At 39.7% G+C, this 19,973-nt stretch carries 21 protein-coding genes; 3 read left to right on the forward strand and 18 right to left on the reverse strand.

The annotated features are described in order from the left end of the window. Window positions 1-18 precede the first annotated feature (18 nt). Both HPE56_RS10050 and argS read right to left on the reverse strand, forming a co-directional pair. The gene (locus tag HPE56_RS10050) at window positions 19-696 is read right to left on the reverse strand and encodes a zinc-dependent peptidase (protein WP_188243645.1); all 678 of its coding nucleotides are present in this window, start codon (window positions 694-696) and stop codon (window positions 19-21) included. Window positions 697-840: 144 nt separating this feature from the next. Further along, window positions 841-2,628, reverse strand: coding sequence for an arginine--tRNA ligase (gene argS / locus HPE56_RS10055; RefSeq protein ID WP_188243646.1), 1,788 nt, complete (start codon window positions 2,626-2,628; stop codon window positions 841-843). Window positions 2,629-2,742: 114 nt separating this feature from the next. On the opposite strand from argS, the gene HPE56_RS10060 reads away from it, so the two are divergent. From HPE56_RS10060 to HPE56_RS10070, 3 genes are all read left to right on the forward strand, one after another. Then, a complete protein-coding gene (locus tag HPE56_RS10060) occupies window positions 2,743-3,168 on the forward strand; it encodes a hypothetical protein (protein ID WP_188243647.1) in 426 nt (141 codons plus the stop codon). Next, window positions 3,165-4,589: an SDR family oxidoreductase gene (locus HPE56_RS10065; protein ID WP_188243648.1), complete on the forward strand. Its 1,425-nt coding sequence runs from the start codon at window positions 3,165-3,167 to the stop codon at window positions 4,587-4,589. Before HPE56_RS10060 ends, HPE56_RS10065 begins: the two co-directional genes overlap by 4 nt. Before the next feature lie 61 nt (window positions 4,590-4,650). Next, window positions 4,651-6,093: a BCCT family transporter gene (locus HPE56_RS10070; RefSeq protein ID WP_223170270.1), complete on the forward strand. Its 1,443-nt coding sequence runs from the start codon at window positions 4,651-4,653 to the stop codon at window positions 6,091-6,093. Between the two features lie 16 nt (window positions 6,094-6,109). On the opposite strand, the gene ctlX is transcribed toward HPE56_RS10070, so the two are convergent. From ctlX to rplO, 16 genes are all read right to left on the reverse strand, one after another. After that, window positions 6,110-7,042, reverse strand: coding sequence for a citrulline utilization hydrolase CtlX (gene ctlX, locus HPE56_RS10075; protein ID WP_188243649.1), 933 nt, complete (start codon window positions 7,040-7,042; stop codon window positions 6,110-6,112). Window positions 7,043-7,131: 89 nt separating this feature from the next. Next, window positions 7,132-8,046: a dimethylarginine dimethylaminohydrolase family protein gene (locus HPE56_RS10080; RefSeq protein ID WP_188243650.1), complete on the reverse strand. Its 915-nt coding sequence runs from the start codon at window positions 8,044-8,046 to the stop codon at window positions 7,132-7,134. A gap of 104 nt (window positions 8,047-8,150) precedes the next feature. Continuing rightward, entirely contained in the window at window positions 8,151-9,434 is a 1,284-nt protein-coding gene (locus HPE56_RS10085; protein WP_109649535.1) for a citrate synthase, read from the reverse strand. Between the two features lie 131 nt (window positions 9,435-9,565). Then, window positions 9,566-11,107, reverse strand: a complete 1,542-nt coding sequence (locus HPE56_RS10090) for a glycogen synthase (protein ID WP_188243651.1) — start codon at window positions 11,105-11,107, stop codon at window positions 9,566-9,568. A gap of 111 nt (window positions 11,108-11,218) precedes the next feature. Then, window positions 11,219-12,511, reverse strand: a complete 1,293-nt coding sequence (gene eno, locus HPE56_RS10095; RefSeq protein WP_109649537.1) for a phosphopyruvate hydratase — start codon at window positions 12,509-12,511, stop codon at window positions 11,219-11,221. Between the two features lie 102 nt (window positions 12,512-12,613). After that, window positions 12,614-13,741 carry a glutamine-hydrolyzing carbamoyl-phosphate synthase small subunit gene (gene carA, locus HPE56_RS10100; RefSeq protein ID WP_188243652.1) on the reverse strand — a complete coding sequence of 376 codons (1,128 nt, stop codon included), beginning with the start codon at window positions 13,739-13,741 and terminating at the stop codon, window positions 12,614-12,616. Between the two features lie 92 nt (window positions 13,742-13,833). Beyond that, window positions 13,834-14,550 carry a hypothetical protein gene (locus HPE56_RS10105; RefSeq protein WP_188243653.1) on the reverse strand — a complete coding sequence of 239 codons (717 nt, stop codon included), beginning with the start codon at window positions 14,548-14,550 and terminating at the stop codon, window positions 13,834-13,836. 207 nt (window positions 14,551-14,757) lie between these two features. After that, complete coding sequence (gene rplQ / locus HPE56_RS10110) at window positions 14,758-15,261, reverse strand: 50S ribosomal protein L17 (RefSeq protein WP_188243654.1); 504 nt, start codon at window positions 15,259-15,261, stop codon at window positions 14,758-14,760. Window positions 15,262-15,325: 64 nt separating this feature from the next. Continuing rightward, entirely contained in the window at window positions 15,326-16,318 is a 993-nt protein-coding gene (locus HPE56_RS10115) for a DNA-directed RNA polymerase subunit alpha (RefSeq protein ID WP_188243655.1), read from the reverse strand. 18 nt (window positions 16,319-16,336) lie between these two features. Then, the gene (gene rpsD / locus HPE56_RS10120; protein WP_109649543.1) at window positions 16,337-16,942 is read right to left on the reverse strand and encodes a 30S ribosomal protein S4; all 606 of its coding nucleotides are present in this window, start codon (window positions 16,940-16,942) and stop codon (window positions 16,337-16,339) included. A gap of 84 nt (window positions 16,943-17,026) precedes the next feature. Next, the gene (gene rpsK / locus HPE56_RS10125) at window positions 17,027-17,419 is read right to left on the reverse strand and encodes a 30S ribosomal protein S11 (RefSeq protein WP_109649544.1); all 393 of its coding nucleotides are present in this window, start codon (window positions 17,417-17,419) and stop codon (window positions 17,027-17,029) included. 13 nt (window positions 17,420-17,432) lie between these two features. Beyond that, window positions 17,433-17,807, reverse strand: coding sequence for a 30S ribosomal protein S13 (gene rpsM / locus HPE56_RS10130; RefSeq protein WP_109649545.1), 375 nt, complete (start codon window positions 17,805-17,807; stop codon window positions 17,433-17,435). A 2-nt stretch (window positions 17,808-17,809) separates the two neighbouring features. Next, complete coding sequence (ykgO, locus tag HPE56_RS10135; RefSeq protein ID WP_013305171.1) at window positions 17,810-17,926, reverse strand: type B 50S ribosomal protein L36; 117 nt, start codon at window positions 17,924-17,926, stop codon at window positions 17,810-17,812. A gap of 9 nt (window positions 17,927-17,935) precedes the next feature. After that, window positions 17,936-18,151 (reverse strand): translation initiation factor IF-1, encoded by a 216-nt coding sequence (gene infA, locus HPE56_RS10140; protein ID WP_013305172.1) that lies wholly within the window; start codon window positions 18,149-18,151, stop codon window positions 17,936-17,938. A gap of 3 nt (window positions 18,152-18,154) precedes the next feature. Beyond that, window positions 18,155-19,498 (reverse strand): preprotein translocase subunit SecY, encoded by a 1,344-nt coding sequence (gene secY / locus HPE56_RS10145; protein WP_188243656.1) that lies wholly within the window; start codon window positions 19,496-19,498, stop codon window positions 18,155-18,157. An 18-nt stretch (window positions 19,499-19,516) separates the two neighbouring features. Then, on the reverse strand, window positions 19,517-19,969 hold the full coding sequence (gene rplO / locus HPE56_RS10150; RefSeq protein ID WP_188243657.1) for a 50S ribosomal protein L15: 453 nt from the start codon (window positions 19,967-19,969) through the stop codon (window positions 19,517-19,519). Window positions 19,970-19,973 lie beyond the last annotated feature (4 nt).

Here is a 19,973-nt window from a genome sequence, read left to right on the forward strand (position 1 = left end):
TAACTTAAAAAACCAATGCTAATGGGGCATCCGATAAAACCCGAAATTAAGCATCCGTTTAATGATTCGATATAATCTTGGGAATTGGGCTTCGAATGCAGCAGGGGTTTCCACAAAATTTTCCACCGCCACCGCGAAAAATTCATGGACATTTGTTTTACCATATGCCCTGAAATAACCGGATTGCCCCATTCTTCGATTGAATTCAGGATTTTTGAACAACCATTTGATTTTTTTCATTCCGATAAGAAAGACATAAGAACGAATGTATAGTTTGTTGGCCACATTAAAACTGATCGCATGGGAAAACTCATGTACGGCCAAATTCCTATTATCGTTTGGAATACGAAATCCTTCCAATAAGTGATCCGCGGAAAAAACAATCGTCTTTAATCCTGGATTATACTCCCCATAATGGTCCTGCTTTGTTATTCGGGAATAATATTGGGTGGGGTAAACGATGATTCTTTTTATGGATAGGATGAGAAAATCAGCCATACCCAAAGTCAGCATCACAGCGGTAGCACTTAACAATAAGGTGATTTTATCCCTTTCTTGGACATCCTCATGAAAGTCTATCCGCTTACGTTTCCGAAATCGAACGATCCTTTTTTTGAACTTTCTTTTTTTGGATAGCGATAGGTGATCGTAAAAAGGCAAGTGCGAGGCAATCAATTGTTCTTCCTGTGATGTCAATGCCGGTATTTTTTGAAAGGGATTCAGGAAGAAAAGATCTAGGGTATAATAAACGATGTACAAAAAGTAGCCCAACAACAAAGCTAAACATACCAGTGGAAAGATATCGTCTACTGAAATCATTAAATCAATGACCCCTACCATTTACATGCGTTCAGGAACCTGTATCCCCAATAACAAAAATGCGGATTGAATCACCTCTCCCACTTTTTTGGACAACTGTACCCTACGTATTTTTTTCTGGGCATCGGATTCCCCCAATATCGAAACCTGCTGATAGAACGAATTAAATTCCCTCACCAAATCATAGGTATAATTGGCAATCAAGGCTGGACTATAGTTCTCAGCCGCCAATTGAATGGTCTCTGGAAACAATTGTATCTGCTTCAAAAGTTCCTTTTCTTTTAAATGCAATGGCATGGAAGTATCCACGGTACTAGACCAAACATTATCGATTTCATTCGCCTTTCGTAAGATCGACTGTATCCTTGCATATGTGTATTGGATAAACGGACCCGTATTCCCTTGAAAATCGACAGACTCCTCAGGATTGAACAAAATACGTTTCTTGGGATCTACCTTTAAAATATAATATTTCAAGGCCCCCAATCCGATCATTTGATACAATACCTGTTTTTCGGCATCCGTATATTCCTCCAACTTACCCAATTCCTCAGATATCGTTGCTGCCGTCTGGGACATATCATCCATAAGATCATCGGCATCGACTACCGTACCTTCCCTACTTTTCATTTTACCACTGGGCAAATCGACCATTCCATAACTAAGATGATGCAATCGCCCAGCCCATGAAAAACCTAATTTTTTCAGGATCAAGAACAGTACTTTAAAATGATAGTCTTGCTCATTCCCGACCGTATAAACCATTCCCGTAACATCAGGATAATCCTTGACCCGTTGAATTGCGGTGCCGATATCCTGGGTCATGTAAACCGCTGTACCATCGGAACGCAATACTATTTTTTCATCCAACCCTTCCTCGGTAAGATCGATCCAAACGCTTCCATCCTCTTTTTTATAGAAAACCCCTTTTTCCAATCCGTCGGCAACCACATCCTTCCCTAACAGATAGGTATCACTTTCAAAATACAACTGGTCAAAATCGACCCCAAGATTTTTATAGGTTTCCTCAAAACCTTTGTACACCCAACCGTTCATCCTTTTCCATAGGGTAACTACCTCATCATCCCCAGCCTCCCACTTTCGAAGCATTTCCTGGGCCTCTTTTAAAAGCGGAGCTTCTTTTTCCGCAACTTCCTTTTCAACACCCCCAGCAATCATTTCGGCAACCTCAGCTTTGTAAGCCTTATCGAATGCCACATAATAATTACCTACCAGCTTATCCCCCTTCAATCCAGAACTTGCCGGTGTTTCCCCATTACCAAATCGCTGCCAGGCCAACATACTTTTACAGATATGGATACCCCTGTCATTGATGATTTGGGTCTTATACACCTTTTTCCCAGAGGCCTTAAGGATTTCAGCAACCGAATACCCTAATAAATTGTTCCTGATATGGCCCAAATGCAATGGTTTATTGGTATTGGGGGAAGAATATTCTACCATCACCGCCTCATTACCGGTTTCGGGCACATACCCAAAATCACGTTCCCCTTTTATTTTATTGAAAAACCCAAGATAATAGCTGTCGCTGATCACGATGTTCAAAAAACCCTTGACCACATTAAAACCAGATACCTCTTCTACATTTTCCTGCAGAAATTCCCCCACTTGCTTCCCGATGAGTTCGGGATTCCCCTTTACAAAACGAAGCATGGGAAATACGACAACGGTGACATCCCCTTCAAAATCTTTTCGGGTAGGCTGAAATTCAACAGTAGGCAGTTCCACGTTAAAGATTGTGAAAATGGCTTCTTTGACCTTAGCTGACAGGACTTCTTGAATATTCATTACTTATTGATTTTAAGCTGCAAAACTAAACATTTTTTAGGCTTTAATGATATAGCCATTCCTAAATCATCTGGATTTGGCTAACTTTAGTACAGCTAATGAAAAAGAGACAATATGTTATTGAATGTTTCCTACAGTCGTATTGAGATTACGAGAAAGGTCGATGCGGAAGTCGGAAAGCCCTTTACCTTAAAAGAACGATGGGCCTTGGGTGGTATTGGATCCCCAAAATTATTCATTACGGCCGCCAGTATGCAAATCAGGAATTTACTCATCCTAGATAACAATATTGACTGTTGCAATATCGAATTACGGCCCAAAGGAATCATTGTACGGTTCCGTTCCTTACTGGAGTCCTATGCCTTGGTTATCCCCTTTTATAAATTGGTGATTTACAAAGGTGATATGGCCATGTATACGATATACAGAGACAATTACTTTATAAAAGTACGTTCGGATACCAAGGCCATTCAAAAGTTCTTTAAAAAGATTCTGGATTACAAAACCGATAACAAACCCACTTCAATAGAGGACTTATGAAAATACTGCTCACTGGTGCCAATGGATATATAGGAATGCGATTATTACCCCAACTTCTGGCGTTGGATCATGAAATCATCTGTGCGGTCAGGGATAAAAACCGTTTGTCTATCGATGATTGGACCAAATCCCAAGTACAAGTAATCGAACTGGATTTCTTAAGTGAATTTTCACCCGACATACTTCCCAAAGATATCGATATCGCCTATTATCTCATTCATTCCATGAGCTCATCCACATCGGATTTTGATAAAAAGGAAGCCCAATCGGCCTTAACCTTTAATCAATATATGGCCGGGACCAATGTAAAACAAGTTATTTATTTAAGCGGGATTGTCAATGAAGAGAAGCTGTCGAAGCATTTGAGTTCACGTAAAAACGTAGAGGACATCCTATATAAGGGCCATTTCAACCTAACCGTTCTTAGAGCCGGCATTATTGTGGGATCGGGCAGTTCTTCCTTTGAGATAATACGGGACCTATGCGAGAAATTACCTTTTATGATCACCCCAAAATGGGTATTGACCAAAACCCAACCCATTGCCATTAGGGATGTTATACGTTTTTTAACCGGGGTTATCGGCAATGAGAAGACCTATAACGATTCCTTTGATATTGGCGGACCTGATGTATTCACCTATAAAGAGATGCTGCATCAGTATGCAAAGTCCCGCGGATTTAAAAACTGGATTGTTACCGTACCCATTATGACCCCGAAATTATCTTCTTATTGGTTGTATTTCGTTACATCGACCTCTTACAAATTGGCCATTAATCTTGTAGATAGCATGAAGATGGAAGTCATTGCCAAAGACCAAAGGTTGCAGGATATATTGGGAATCAAAACCCATAGCTATAAAGAAGCGATTGGCATGGCCTTTAAAAAAATCGAACAGAATTTGGTCATCAGCAGCTGGAAGGATAGTATGGTCAGCGGACGTTTTCAAAAAAATCTTGAAAAATACATACAGGTCCCTAAGTATGGTATCCTAAAAGACGAACAAAAAAGGAAGGTCACCGATGTAGAGGCCGTTTTGGACAACATATGGAAAATAGGGGGCGAAAACGGATGGTATTACGGCAACTGGCTGTGGAAGATCAGGGGATTTCTTGACAAGTTGAATGGTGGGGTTGGGCTAAGAAGGGGGCGAACCCATCCTGATAAGATTTTTCCGGGTGATGCCTTGGATTTTTGGAGGGTTCTTTTAGCCGACAAAAAGGCCAAACGGTTATTGCTTTTTGCCGAAATGAAATTACCCGGCGAGGCTTGGCTCGAATTTAAAATCGATGAAAACAATATACTACACCAAACGGCCACCTTTCGACCGCGAGGATTAAAGGGCCGTTTGTACTGGTATAGTATTGTACCCTTTCATTACTTTATCTTTGGCGGAATGATTCGAAATATCACCAAAACATAAAATATCCAAACCTATCGAAATATTCAAACTACTTAAGACAAATCCTTTACTTTCCGTTTCTTTGGCCCTTTTACTCCTGTTTTCGGGGATTGTGCTGTTCGCTACGGAATTCAGCTATAATGCTATCGAATCGGCCTCGCTATGGGTTCGTAACTACTTTGGCTATTTTTATTTGTATTTGGGATTGGGATGTGTCTTATTTCTATTTGCGATAGCACTTTCCCCTATTGGGAGGATAAGGCTCGGCTCAACGGACTCAAGACCGGAATACTCTTCCTGGTCATGGATAGCCATGCTCTATAGTGCCGGAATGGGTGCAGGTATTCTTTTGCGTGCCGTTCAAGAACCCGTATTCATGCAACAACACCCACCCTATTCCTCTACCCTATCACCGGATATCCTGGCCTTGGAATTCACATTTTACCAATGGGGCTTTACGGCCTGGGCGTTTTATGGCCTCTTTGCCATGGTCATCGGGTATGCATTGTTCGTCAAAAAAAAGAAAGTCAGGGTCAGTGCCTCCATTGAGGATTCCATCACCAACCCATTGGCCCGAAATGGGATTGACATTATAACCATTCTCACTACGGTTTTCGGCCTTATTGCAGCAATAGCCTTGGGAACCGCCCAAATAAAAGGAGGCATCAACCATTTAACCGGAAATGATTTTGGTCTGGGAGCCATGTTGCTACTGGCCGTATTCATTTCCTTATTGGCTTTTTACTCTGCATGGCAGGGGGTGAACAAAGGAATCAAAGTTATATCCCAGATCAACATCCTTGTTGCCCTTTCCCTTTTACTGTACATCTTCTTCACCAGTGATATGACCGCGATTTTGGGTGCTTTCTCAAAGGCCACCATACAGTACCTTATTGACTTTTTACCTATGAGCCTCGCCTACGGGCCATACGATCCCGGCATGGCCTTTCTTACGGATTGGACTTTTTATTACTGGGCGTTTTGGTTGGCCTGGGCCCCTTTTACGGGTATTTTCATTGCACGTATCTCAAAAGGCAGAACATTACGCCAAATGGTATTGGGTGTACTACTGGTTCCCAGTATCGGTACTTTTTTCTGGTTTTCGGTATTTGGCACTTCGGCTTTTCAATTGATTGAGGGTTGGGGGGGATACCATAGTGAATTCGATAGTGTGTTTTCTTCCCTGTTTGTCTTTTTCGGAAATTACCCCATGGCCAGCGCACTCAATATCATTACTCTTTTCCTATTGATAGGTTTTTTGGTGACTTCGTTGGATTCCGCGGTTTTTGTACTTAGTATGTTCACTGATCAAGGAAGGAAAACACCCGCAAAAAGCCATAGGCTACTATGGTCGGTTTTTATTCTCTTAGCAATCATGGCCTTATTATGGCTCAGTAGTTCAAAACCTGAAATCGATATTCTTATCGTAGTGCAAAAAGTACTGATAATAACATCCTTACCCTTTGCCTTATTCATGGTAGTGATGACGGGAATTTTCCTAAGGAACGTTTTAAGAAAGCAATGATCAGGCCTTTGCGGTATCACTCCTTTGGCAGGAATACCTCGGCCATCATACAACGGGCACTGCCACCGCCGCACGTCTCAATGGTATCCAAAGGACTATGGATTATTTCACAACGTTTTTCGATTTGTGCCAGTTGATTGGGATCAAGACTGTTATAGGCTGCTGAACTCATCACCAGAAAACGTTTATCATCAGCTCCCCGCACCTCAAGCATATTTCCTGCAAATTGATGCATTTGTGCTTCGGTGATCTTAATCAGTTCCTTTCCATCCTTTTTTAAATGCGCGACAACACTTTTACGCTCCTTCTTATCATCGATCGTATCCACACAAATGACCGCAAAATCCTCACCCATGGCCATCATTACATTGGTATGGTAAATCGGTAAACGCTGGCCATCAACGGTTTGATTGGCCGTAAAGATGACCGGAAAACAATCAAAGTCCTCACAGAATTCAATAATCAAATCCTCATGGGCCCTATCTGACAAGGCACAATACACCTTCTGGTTCATCCTATCCATCAGAATGCTACCGGTACCTTCCAGAAAGACACCTTGCTCCTCTGCGGACGTATAATCCACAACATCCTTAATCTTGAATCCCTTATCCTCTAGGATATCCAAAATATCCTCCCTACGTTCATTCCTTCGGTTTTCGGCGAACATCGGATAGATAACAACGGTTCCATTTTCATGGAAGGATATCCAGTTATTAGGAAAAACAGAATCCGGAGTATCGAACTCCTTAGTATCATCGATTACAATTACCTCTACACCTTTGTTTCGCAGGGCGTTTACAAAAACATCAAATTCCGATTGTGCCTTCACATTGATCGCCTGATTTCTCAAATCCATTTCTTCCATGAAATAGTTGTTCACGGCGGTTTGTTCATTCATCCTGAAGTTGACAGGACGAATCATTAATATGGTATTGGTAATCTGCATCATTTACGTGGGGTATTTCGGCAAAAATAACTTTTTGACCTAGTATTGGCTACTTAAAAACACAAAATCGTATGCAATTGTTAATAAACACACTACTCCCGAACCAATGGTAGGGTACTGCATCGGAGCAACCCCCCTTGTTTTGAGATTTCAGCGTAGGGAATTTCCTCTACAGTAAAGCCCTGATCCCTGAGCCATACATTCAATCGTTTGAAGTTGCGTTCAGAAACCACAACATCGGGAGCGATTGAAAACACATTGCAGTACATGTGGTACATTTCTTCGGGAGAGATTTCAAAGATATTTTCCTTACCAAAATAATCCACCAGCCATTCATACTCTTCTTCGACCAAAAAACCGTTCTTATGAAGGATTGCCTTATCATTGCCTACAGGTTGAAAACAACAGTCCAAATGCAGGGCATTCTCTTTAGGGTTTGTAATCGATTTTCTCAACTCAAAGGATTTTACCTTTTTGTTGGGGAACATTTTCCTGACATACTCCACGCCGGCCTTGTTGGTCCGTGCGGTTATATAATCCGGATAATCCTTTCCGGTATAGGTGCCTATAAAAATATAGTCGTTCCACGGCATCACATCACCTCCTTCAATATGGACCTCCTCAGGAGGATACAAAATATTCTTGGGATCAATTTTATCAACTACATGGAGTATGGCCTCGAATTCCTCTTCACGATCAGGAAGAATATTGGCCTTGATTAATTTATCCCCAATAACAAAGGCAATATCCCTTGAAAATATCTGATTACAATCACGCAGGACTTTTGGGCGAAAAACCTGCACTCCATACTTTTCAAAAACCTTTGCAAATGTTTCCATTTCCAACACCATATCCGCTTCTTTGGGATAAGTTCCGGCAAGGATATGCTCTAAGGATTTAGGATCATACGCCTGTTCCGGTAATGGTATTGGCCCACATTCCAAAGCTGTACCCAAGACGACTGTCTTAAGTTTTGAGGTTTCGTTTTGTATATGAAGATTCAACATGGTTTTATTTTGGGCAAATATAAGAAATCGGAATTTTGGACCATAAAAAAACACCCTTATCCAACCAGAAAAAGGGTGTTTATAATTATATACGTAAGGTACGATTACCTTTGTTCCACAGGAACAAAAGGTCTGTATGTTTTTCCAATATAAACCTGTCTTGGTCTACCAATAGGTTCATGATTCAATCTCATTTCCCTCCATTGTGCAATCCAACCTGGAAGTCGTCCCATGGCGAACATCACGGTGAACATTTCCCTTGGAATACCCAAAGCCCTATAGATGATTCCTGAGTAGAAATCAACATTGGGGTATAGATTCCGTTCCACAAAATAAGGATCTTCCAGGGCTACTTTCTCTAAACTCTTGGCTATATCCAAAATAGGATCTACAATGCCTAAATCCTCAAGGACTTCATCAGCCGCCTTTTTAATGATCCTTGCCCTTGGGTCAAAGTTTTTATACACACGGTGACCAAAGCCCATCAATCTAAATTCATCGTTTTTGTCTTTTGCCTTATCCATATATTTATGGGTATCGCCACCATCGTTCTTAATGGCTTCCAACATTTCTATGACCGCTTGGTTGGCACCTCCATGCAAAGGTCCCCAAAGGGCGGAAATACCAGCTGATAATGACACAAACAAACCTGCATGCGAAGAACCGGTAATCCGAACCGCTGAAGTTGAACAGTTCTGTTCGTGATCCGCATGAAGAATCAACAATTTATCTAGGGCATCAATTATTATTTTGTTGCATTTATATTCTTTACTCGGCTTTTTGAACATCATTTTGTGAAGATTCTCAACATAGCCCAAATTGTCATCACCATAATCAAGGGGTAACCCTTTCTTTTTACGCATGGTCCATGCGACCAAAACGGGGAATTTACCCAAAATCTTAACAATGGAATGGTACATATCCTTTTCAGATGAGATATTCACCGATGTTGGATTAAAAGCGATCAAAGCACTTGTCAAGGATGACAAAACCCCCATTGGATGCGCCGATTTTGGAAAACCATCCAATATCTTCTTCATTTCCTCATCCACTTGGGACTCCGCTTTTATATCCTCATGGAAAGTATTCAATTGTTCTTTGTTCGGTAATTCACCAAATATCAACAAATAGGCAACCTCAAGAAAATCAGCCTTTTCAGCCAGTTCCTCTATCGCATATCCTCTATATCTAAGCATTCCCTTTTCACCATCCAAAAAAGTTATTGCACTCTCACAAGAACCTGTATTCTTAAACCCTGGATCGATGGTTATCATCCCTGTGGATGACCTTAATGTTTTGATATCGATGGCCAATTCATTCTCAGTATCTTTGATTACTGGAAATTCATATCTCTTGCCATCGTATTCAAGAATTGCTTTATCTGACATTTTTATATTTTAATGAATTAATGTTGGCGGTAAATTTAAACAAAACGCATCATTTTAACAATTCCGCAATTGTTAATAATATCCCTAAAGATTACTATAAGGTATTTAAGTAAAAATATATCGAAAATCGACTAAGAACCACATAAATATAACAACTTGTAGTATGCGTCCACGGATTTCTCCCAAGTAAACCTCATTTTTTTAGCATTTTCTTGGATCCGTTTCCATTGGGCCTTGTCATTATTATAGACATCAAAGACCAAATCAAAGGAGGCTACCATATTTTTAATCTTTTCATCATAAGTGTCCCCGTCAAAACTAAAACCTGTTCTTAGGTGCTCAACGGTATCTTTTAAACCACCCGTATGATGCACCAAACATGGGTGGCCATTTCTCATGGCCAACATTTGGCTAATACCACATGGCTCGAACAGACTTGGCATAAAATAGAGGTCTGTTTCCAGATACAAAGAATCAATAACATCCTCTGATTGGGCATTTATAAAAATAAGATTGGAATATTCATAGCTAATTGCCCGCAGCAACTCTTCATATTCGGGAGCACCGGTTCCCAAAATCATTAGGACCCCGTTTTGGCTCTCCAACTTTTTCAATATTTGGATCAACGCTTCCGGTGAGCGTTTAAAAAAATAAAATTTCTGTTCTGTCAATCGTGCCACACTGGAGACGACGAAACTGGGTGGCTCAGTTAAGAACTTAACGACCTTCTCCCCTGTATGGGCCAGAAAGTCCGCCTTATATTTTTTAGATTCCTCCTGCAACCATTGAAAAATGGCCTTTATGATATTCTTATAGATGGTATTTGTTTCAGCCTCACGGATATTGGCGTAATTACTTCCATTCAAAATACCGAACAATCTCCCTTCATTATCGGCCCTCTGCAAATCCACCTCAAGACCTTCCCCTCCAATAAATTCGGGCGGGGCACTAGGCAACAATACATCCTCTTTATACGAGGGGGAAACGGTATGTACGGCATCGGCAAAACGAATACCTACTGCCATAAGGTTAATACAATCCTGATATCTATAATCCTTTAATTGTTCCGTATCATAATCAATATCGCGAAACCAATTTCGTAAGGATGCGTAATTATTCTCAAAAGGACGAATGCCTTGTATGGCTAAATTATGTATACTATATACATATCTAATTTTCTTTAAATCACTGTATGCAGGGTGGAAGGTCTTTAAGAATAATACCAGACTTGAATGCCAATCGTGCATATGCACAATATCCAACTCCCCGAAAGCTCCCTGTTTTATAGCCTCAGCGACTGCAGTACAGAAAATCACATACTTTACAAAATCCGAATAAAAAGGTTCTACGGGATTATTGTGATAGATTTGGGCTATATCCCCTGCTTCTATTTCTGGATGATGGATTACATAATGGCTAATATTCGGAAACTCTTTCTTTGGGACAACCTCATATAATTCTGCAATATAGATCGTTCCCCTTAATTGAAAATGAAGATTGGTTTTGAAAGTCCCTCCTATATGCAATCGCGAATACGCAGGCACCACCACATGTACTTTATCTCCCCTTTGCGCTATCTGTCTGGGTACATCACGGACGACATCGCCCATACCACCAGCTTTACACTTATTTAATCCGTCGTTTTCTGCGGCAACAAAAAGAAAATTCGTCATGTATTGAAGCAATCATTAATTAGTAGTCAATATTCCATTAAGTTAAGTAAAATTAGGCATAGGGCAAAAAAAAAGCCTTTCGAATGAAAGGCTTTTTTAAATCTATTAAGATTACTGATTTACCTTAAATGCTTTTTCCTGCGGAAAATAGGCCGTACTTCCTAATTCTTCCTCAATACGAAGCAATTGATTGTATTTTGCCATCCTGTCTGAACGGGAAGCAGAACCGGTTTTTATTTGACCAGTGTTCAAGGCTACTGCCAAATCGGCAATTGTATTATCCTCAGTCTCACCAGAACGGTGTGACATTACGGAAGTGTACCCAGCATCCTTAGCCATATTTACGGCAGCAATGGTTTCGGTTAAGGAACCAATCTGATTTACCTTGATCAAGATTGAATTGGCAATGCCATTTTCAATACCTTTTGCCAAACGCTCTACGTTTGTAACATAAAGGTCATCCCCAACCAATTGTACTTTATCCCCAATCATTTCCGTCAAGACTTTCCAACCATCCCAGTCGTTCTCATCCATACCGTCTTCTACAGAGATAATGGGATATTTAGCGCAAAGTTCAGCCAAATATTTAGCTTGTTCCTCTGAAGTACGAACAGCTCCTTTGTCGCCTTCGAATTTTGTGTAATCGTATTTTCCGTTTTCATAGAATTCGGCAGACGCGCAATCCAATGCAATCTTAACATCCTCTCCAAATTTATAACCGGCATTTTCAACAGCTTTACCTATAGTTTCAATAGCATCCTCAGTACCATCCAAAGTAGGGGCAAAACCACCTTCATCACCAACAGCGGTACTTAGTCCTCTATCGTGTAATACTTTTTTTAGGTTGTGGAAAATTTCCGTACCCATTTGTAAGGCATGGGAAAAACTTTTTGCCTTAACAGGCATGATCATAAATTCCTGAAATGCAATAGGGGCATCTGAATGCGAACCTCCATTAATGATGTTCATCATAGGAACAGGAAGTGTATTGGCGCTAACACCACCTACATATCTGTATAAAGAAATTCCAAGCTCATTTGCCGCAGCTTTGGCTACAGCCAATGACACACCTAAAATAGCATTTGCACCAAGTTTTGATTTATTGGGGGTTCCGTCCAATTCGATCATTGTTTGATCGATAAGGTTCTGCTCAAAAACAGACATTCCCAAAATTTCCTCTGCAATGACCGTATTGACATTCTCAACAGCCTTACCAACACCTTTACCCATAAAAGCATTACCGCCATCACGCAGCTCAACTGCCTCATGCTCACCGGTGGAAGCTCCCGAAGGAACCGCGGCACGGCCCATAATACCATTTTCTGTAATTACATCTACCTCTACTGTTGGATTGCCCCGAGAATCAAATATCTGTCTCGCATGGACACTAAGAATAATACTCATATGAATTTGTTTTAGTATTGATTTTTTGAAGGTACAAAGATACGAAACAAGCTACTTTTTAGAGGCATTTGAACCCTATTTTTACATGAAAATAACGATAGTTTAAACTTCTATTTTTTTCTTTGCAGATTTTTCGATCAAATCGAAAAATTGATCAAAAAGATACTCTGCATCATGGGGGCCAGGACTTGCTTCGGGATGGTATTGTACGGAGAAAACATCCTTATCCTTCATTCGTAAGCCAGCCACGGTATCATCATTTAAATGTACATGGGTTATCTCTAGCCCAGGATGGGATTCCGTCTCTTCCCGATTGATGGCAAAACCGTGGTTTTGACTCGTGATTTCCCCCTTGCCGGTCAGTAAATTCATTACAGGATGGTTTATACCACGATGTCCATTATGCATCTTATAAGTAGACACCCCATTGGCCAATGCAATTACTTGATGTCCCAGGCAAATACCAAAAAGTGGTTTGCCACATGCAATGATATCCTTAGCTGTTTTAATGGCTTCTTCCAATGGTTCGGGGTCACCGGGGCCATTGGAGATAAAGTAACCGTCAGGGCTCCATGCACTCATTTCCCCAAAGGTTGCGTCGTACGGAAACACCTTAATATAACAGTCCCTTTTCGCAAGGTTCCGAAGAATATTCTTTTTGATACCAATATCCAAGGCAGATACTTTATACGTGGCATTTTCATCACCTACGAAATATGCCTCTTTGGTCGAAACTTTCGAAGCAAGCTCCAGTCCTTCCATACTCGGCATTTTCGCAAGTTCAGCCTTAAGGTTCTCTATTTGATCGACCTCTGTGGATATTACGGCATTCATTGCCCCATTATCACGTATATAGCCAACCAATGCCCTAGTATCCACATCGGATATCGCCAAGGTGTTGTTTTTCTCTAAAAATTCCAACAATCCACCATCAGCAGCAGGACGGGAGTAATCGTAACTGAAATTCTTACAGATCAATCCGGCTATCTTCACAGAATCCGACTCTACTTCTTCCTTATTGGTTCCATAGTTACCGATATGGGCGTTGGTCGTAACCATAAGCTGACCATAATAGGAAGGATCCGTGAATATTTCCTGATAACCCGTCATCCCCGTGTTAAAACAAACTTCACCAAATGATGTTCCTTCTTTTCCCCCTACGGACTTTCCATGGAAGATGGTTCCATCGGCCAATAATAACAGTGCTCTTTTCTTGGATTGATATTTCATTTATCTGTTTTTGGTCTTAAAATTCAATTTTTGATATGCTATCTGTAATGTAATTCCCAATACTTCTTATTCTAAAAAACAATTTCAACCCTCTAGGCCGATAAGGCGATATAATACTTTAAAATAGTTACAATATCATGAAGGTTGTTATATTTTAAATTATTCTTCTTTACATAGGACTGCACCACCTTTTGTTGGTTCTTGGGTATTAGATCCAAAACTGATTTTTTTCTGAACTTAATCTTCTCCAATTTCTCATTGTCAGTTTTAAGCACATAGAAATCCTCATTTTGTAATAACTCCGGCAAACCTTCAGGCACTTTCGTCAATGGATTGATATTAGGTTCTCGAAGTGTCGTATAATATTTTCGCAACAACAGGAAATTGTCAGATTTAAATATCTCTTCAAAATAAGAGTTACGCTGATATTCCGGATCCAAATACCTTTTAAAGGCCCTATTCAAAATCACCACTTTATCAACACCCTTCGGATTTATAATATAAACGGAATCCTCAGAAACTTTTGCCTCAAAACGTTCTGCATAGGCATTATAATTGAACATATTGAAAACATAAACCTTATTATCAAGGTACACTTTGGCATTGTTATCCCATGATTTGAATAAATAAGGGGACCCATCTACTGTTTTTTTACTTTTAGCATTCTTCTTATCCACTAGATTCAAGGTAAAAGACCCTCCTATTCCTGCAATTTCACTTGCCGTTAAAGGTATATTCTGTGAACCAACACCTTGGGCACGTACAAAGCCTGAAAGTCCTAGAAAAAATAATACAAATACTACTCTCATAAATTTTAATTTATATAAAAACATTTAAAAGCGAAAATAAACAATTCTTTATTGATTCCATATCCCAATCCAGCAATCACTTTTTAAGAAAAGGAAACACAAAACCCAGTAAAACCGGCTTACACCCCAAGTAAACCATAAAAAAACCATAAAAAAAAGGATAAACTGTTAAGTTTATCCTTTAATAAATATTCTGGTAATAACATTTTATTCTTCTGAATCGTCAGTTTTGTTATCAGCTACAGGAACCGGCGGAACTTCCGTTTTGGCACCACCACCTCTTCTACTACGTCTTGTAGTTTTCTTGTTAGGCTTATCCGCATTGTAGATTTCATTGAAATCAACAAGCTCAATCATTGCCATATCAGCATTATCACCTAAACGATTTCCTAACTTTATGACTCTCGTATAACCCCCTGGTCTATCACCAACTTTCTCAGAAACCTCACTGAACAACTGGGTAACCGCATCCTTGCTTCTTAAATATCTAAAAACAATACGTCTATTATGGGTTCCTTTATCAGCAGTTAGGTTGTTCTCTGCCTTTGATTTTGTGATCAAAGGTTCAACGAACCGTTTTAAGGCTTTGGCCTTTGCTACAGTTGTGTTGATTCTCTTATGTTCGATCAAAGAACAAGCCATATTGGCTAACATAGCCTTTCTATGCGCTGCTTTTCTTCCTAGGTGATTAACTTTCTTACCGTGTCTCATTTTCTAATTTTATCATCTTGCTACAAATCCTGACAATGACGTCAGAAGAGCAAAATATGATTACTTAATCTTTATCTAATTTATATTTTGAAAGATCCATACCGAAGCTAAGACCCTTGTTGATGACCAACTCTTCCAATTCCGTCAAGGATTTTTTACCAAAATTCCTAAACTTCATTAAATCGTTTTTATTGAATGAAACCAAGTCACCCAATGTATCAACTTCCGCTGCTTTTAAGCAATTCAAGGCACGAACCGAAAGATCCATATCTACCAATTTTGTTTTCAAAAGTTGGCGCATATGCAATGATTCCTCATCATATGTTTCAGTCTGGGCGATTTCATCAGCTTCCAAGGTAATACGCTCATCAGAGAACAACATAAAGTGATGTATCAAAACTTTTGCCCCTTCTGTCAAAGCATCCTTTGGATGGATGGAACCATCGGTAACGATTTCAAAAACCAATTTTTCATAATCGGTCTTTTGCTCGACCCTAAAGTTCTCAATACTATATTTTACATTTTTTATAGGTGTAAAAATAGAATCGATGGCTATGGTACCTAAAGCAGCATTTGATTTTTTATTCTCATCGGCTGGAACATATCCTCTACCCTTATCAATAACTATTTCCATATTGATAGCGACTTTGGAATCCATGTTACAAATAACCAAATCAGGATTCAATACTTGGTACCCTGAAATGAATTTTTGAAAATCACCGGCAGTCAATTGATCTTTTCCACTCACTGAGATTGAAACAACCTCTGCTTCAGAATCCTCGATCTGCTTTTTGAACCGAACTTGTTTCAAGTTCAGGATCATCTCAGTAACATCTTCTACAACACCAGGAATTACCGAAAACTCATGTTCAACTTTATCAATTCTTACCGAAGTAATGGCATGGCCTTCCAAAGATGAAAGCAATACTCTTCTTAATGCATTCCCAATGGTTAATCCGTAGCCAGGTTCCAATGGTCGAAATTCAAATTTCCCTTCGAAATCTGAAGAATCGATCATTATTACTTTATCGGGTTTCTGAAAATTAAATAATGCCATAATTGGATCAGTGTTGTTTTATTTTGAGTATAACTCGACTATTAATTGTTCCTTGATATTTTCAGGAATCTGCATTCTTTCTGGAATCGAAACGAAAGTACCTTCTTTCTTTTCTGTATTCCAGGTAATCCATTCATACACATGATTGCTGGCTGCCAAAGCATCTTGGATAGTCTGTAAAGACTTGGATTTCTCCCTAACTCCAACAACATCACCGGGCTTTAAGGAATACGATGGTATGTTAACCAACTCCCCATTTACGGTAATATGTCTATGTGAAACCAATTGTCTAGCCCCTCTTCTTGATGTAGAGATACCCATTCTATAAACAACATTGTCCAATCTTGATTCACACAATTGTAAAAGTACCTCACCGGTAACCCCTTTACTTCTATTGGCACTGGAGAACAAGTTTCTGAATTGGCGCTCTAATATACCGTAAGTATATTTGGCTTTTTGCTTTTCCATCAACTGGATAGCATATTCTGATTTTTTACCTCTACGACGATTTTGTCCGTGTTGTCCTGGAGGGTAATTTTTCTTTTCAAAAGACTTATCGTCTCCAAAAATCGCTTCACCGAATTTACGGGCGATTTTACTTTTTGGTCCTGTGTATCTTGCCATCTTCTTTTAATTTGGAAATGTGATTATGAATTAAGGCTTAATCCTTCGATAATCGTAACTACACTTCCTATGAATTAATTTTAATTAAACTCTTCTTCTTTTTGGTGGTCTACAGCCGTTATGTGGCATTGGGGTAACATCGATGATCTCTGTCACCTCTATTCCGGAATTATGTATAGAACGAATTGCGGATTCCCTACCATTTCCCGGTCCCTTAACGTAAACCTTTACTTTTCTAAGACCTGCTTCATGGGCCACTTTAGCACAATCCTCAGCAGCTACCTGAGCAGCATAGGGAGTGTTCTTTTTAGACCCTCTGAATCCTTGTTTTCCGGCTGATGACCAAGAAATAACATCTCCTTTTTTATTGGTCAACGATATAATGATATTATTGAAAGATGCCGTAACGTGAGCTTCTCCAACAGCATCTACTATAACTTTACGTTTTTTAGCCGATTTTGCATTTGTCTTTGCCATAATATGCTACTTATTATTTAGTTGCCTTTTTCTTGTTGGCGACTGTTTTTCTTTTTCCTTTTCGGGTTCTGGAGTTGTTCTTAGTCCTTTGCCCTCTCAATGGTAGACCGGCTCTATGACGAATACCCCTATAACAACCAATATCCATTAATCGCTTAATGTTCAATTGGGTTTCTGATCGTAATTCACCTTCAATGGTGAACGAGGCTACCGCCTCACGAATACGACCGATCTCATCATCGTTCCAGTCAGACACCTTCGTATCTTCACTAACCTGGGCCTTTTCTAAAATCTCTTTAGCTCTACTTCTACCGATACCAAAAATATAGGTAAGGGCTATGACCCCTCTTTTCTGTTTTGGTATATCTATACCTGCAATTCTTGCCATAATTATCCTTGTCTTTGTTTAAATCTAGGATTCTTTTTGTTGATTACGTACAACCTGCCTTTTCTGCGTACTATTTTGCAATCGGCACTTCTTTTCTTTACTGAAGCTCTAACTTTCATTTTACTGTCTTAATATCTATATGTAATTCTTGCTTTGGTAAGGTCGTATGGACTCATTTCCAACTTAACCTTATCCCCAGGGAGCAATTTTATATAATGCATCCTCATTTTACCTGAGATATGCGCAGTGACCACATGGCCATTCTCCAATTCTACCCGAAACATTGCATTTGATAGCGCCTCTATAATAGACCCATCTTGTTCTATTGCTGCTTGTTTAGCCATAACCTATGCTACTTTTCTGTTTTTACCAGATTTCATTAAACCATCATAATGTCTGTTCAACAAATAAGCGTTTACCTGCTGTACCGTGTCAATAGCCACACCCACCATAATCAATAAGGAAGTACCTCCATAGAACATGGCCCAACCGGATTGTACATCCAGAACCTTAACAACAATAGCTGGCAACACTGCCAATAAGGCCAAAAAGACCGACCCTGGTAATGTGATCAATGACATGATCTTATCAAGAAAATCACCGGTTTCCTTACCTGGTCTTATACCAGGGATAAATCCGCCACTTCTTTTCAAGTCATCCGCCATTTTATTCGTAGGCACAGTAATAGCCGTATAGAAATAGGTGAATATGATGATTAACAATGCGAACAATATGTTGTAAGCCAATCCAAATATATCCTGGAATTGCACTTCCATCCATTGTCCTATTGCCGTATTATTGAACGTTCTTCCTATTAATCCGGGTGCGAACATTATTGCCTGCGCAAAAATGATAGGCATTACCCCTGATGCATTTAATTTCAATGGAATGTATTGTCTAGACCCCATTACATTCTTCTCATAACCACCAGAAGCAGTTCTCCTAGCATACTGTACTGGTATCTGTCTTGTTGCCATTACCAATAATATACTAGCTAAAATTACAAGGAACCAAAGAATCACTTCAATAAGAATGAACATTAGTCCACCGTTATTATTGGCAGTCCTAGAAATAAATTCCTGTGCGAAGGATTGTGGAAGTCTTGCAATAATACCCACCATAATCAATAAAGAGATACCATTACCAATACCTTTATCGGTAATTTTCTCTCCCAGCCACATCGCAAAGACACAACCTGTTACCAATATGATTACCGAAGGGATGATAAAATCCAATCCTTTACCCAAAACAAATGCACTATCCGGAACACCCAATGCACCAAGGCTATATAAATAAGCCGGTGCTTGAACAATACAGATACCGATGGTCAACCATCGGGTAATTTGATTGATCGTTTTTCTACCACTCTCTCCTTCTTTCTGTAACTTCTGTAGATACGGAATGGCAATACCCATCAACTGTACAACAATCGATGCAGAGATATATGGCATAATCCCCAATGCAAAAACGGAGGCATTCGCAAAAGCACCACCCGTAAAGGCATTTAGAATACCCAATATACCACTGTCGGTACTAGAGGTCAATTCGGCCAATTGTGCCGTATCGATACCAGGAAGAACGATTTGACAACCAAAGCGGTATACCAAAAGAAGACCCAAGGTAATGGTTATTCTATTCCTTAGCTCCTCAATCTTCCAAATATTGGATAGTGTCTCGAAAAATTTCTTCATAGTAATGTATTGTCTGCCTTATAAATCTATTGCTTCACCGCCAGCTGCCTCAATAGCTGCTTTTGCAGTAGCTGTAAACTTATGCACTGATACTTTTAAGGAAGCCTTCAATTCCCCTCCTCCTAAAATTTTCACTAAATCGTTCTTTCTTACCAAGCCCAACTCGACAAGGTTATCAAAAGTAACAACATCCTTGATTGCTTTGTTGTCAACCAGTTCTTGAAGTTTATCAAGATTGATGCCTTTATATTCCTTTCTGTTGATGTTGGTGAAACCGAACTTGGGTACACGCCTTTGCAATGGCATCTGCCCTCCTTCAAAACCGATCTTCTTGGAATATCCAGACCTAGACTTAGCTCCTTTATGTCCTCGAGTTGCAGTTCCTCCCTTACCGGAGCCTTGACCTCTTCCTACCCTTTTGCCATCCCTATTGACGGCACCTTCAGCTGGTTTTAGATTACTTAAATTCATTACA

The organism is Maribacter aquimaris, assembly GCF_014596745.1.
Classification (GTDB): Bacteria; Bacteroidota; Bacteroidia; order Flavobacteriales; family Flavobacteriaceae; genus Maribacter_A; species Maribacter_A aquimaris.

Bases quoted from the DNA above. Each gene is read 5' to 3' on its own strand.
- eno (WP_109649537.1), bottom strand. From the start codon at position 12,511: ATGAGTATTATTCTTAGTGTCCATGCGAGACAGATATTTGATTCTCGG.
- rpsD (WP_109649543.1), bottom strand. From the start codon at position 16,942: ATGGCAAGATACACAGGACCAAAAAGTAAAATCGCCCGTAAATTCGGT.
- HPE56_RS10080 (WP_188243650.1), bottom strand. From the start codon at position 8,046: ATGTTGAATCTTCATATACAAAACGAAACCTCAAAACTTAAGACAGTC.
- rpsK (WP_109649544.1), bottom strand. From the start codon at position 17,419: ATGGCAAAGACAAATGCAAAATCGGCTAAAAAACGTAAAGTTATAGTA.
- rplQ (WP_188243654.1), bottom strand. From the start codon at position 15,261: ATGAGACACGGTAAGAAAGTTAATCACCTAGGAAGAAAAGCAGCGCAT.
- HPE56_RS10085 (WP_109649535.1), bottom strand. From the start codon at position 9,434: ATGTCAGATAAAGCAATTCTTGAATACGATGGCAAGAGATATGAATTT.
- secY (WP_188243656.1), bottom strand. From the start codon at position 19,498: ATGAAGAAATTTTTCGAGACACTATCCAATATTTGGAAGATTGAGGAG.
- carA (WP_188243652.1), bottom strand. From the start codon at position 13,741: ATGAAATATCAATCCAAGAAAAGAGCACTGTTATTATTGGCCGATGGA.
- infA (WP_013305172.1), bottom strand. From the start codon at position 18,151: ATGGCTAAACAAGCAGCAATAGAACAAGATGGGTCTATTATAGAGGCG.
- ctlX (WP_188243649.1), bottom strand. From the start codon at position 7,042: ATGATGCAGATTACCAATACCATATTAATGATTCGTCCTGTCAACTTC.
- HPE56_RS10115 (WP_188243655.1), bottom strand. From the start codon at position 16,318: ATGGCATTATTTAATTTTCAGAAACCCGATAAAGTAATAATGATCGAT.
- ykgO (WP_013305171.1), bottom strand. From the start codon at position 17,926: ATGAAAGTTAGAGCTTCAGTAAAGAAAAGAAGTGCCGATTGCAAAATA.
- rpsM (WP_109649545.1), bottom strand. From the start codon at position 17,807: ATGGCAAGAATTGCAGGTATAGATATACCAAAACAGAAAAGAGGGGTC.
- argS (WP_188243646.1), bottom strand. From the start codon at position 2,628: ATGAATATTCAAGAAGTCCTGTCAGCTAAGGTCAAAGAAGCCATTTTC.
- HPE56_RS10065 (WP_188243648.1), top strand. From the start codon at position 3,165: ATGAAAATACTGCTCACTGGTGCCAATGGATATATAGGAATGCGATTA.
- HPE56_RS10060 (WP_188243647.1), top strand. From the start codon at position 2,743: ATGTTATTGAATGTTTCCTACAGTCGTATTGAGATTACGAGAAAGGTC.
- HPE56_RS10090 (WP_188243651.1), bottom strand. From the start codon at position 11,107: ATGACGAATTTTCTTTTTGTTGCCGCAGAAAACGACGGATTAAATAAG.
- rplO (WP_188243657.1), bottom strand. From the start codon at position 19,969: ATGAATTTAAGTAATCTAAAACCAGCTGAAGGTGCCGTCAATAGGGAT.
- HPE56_RS10105 (WP_188243653.1), bottom strand. From the start codon at position 14,550: ATGAGAGTAGTATTTGTATTATTTTTTCTAGGACTTTCAGGCTTTGTA.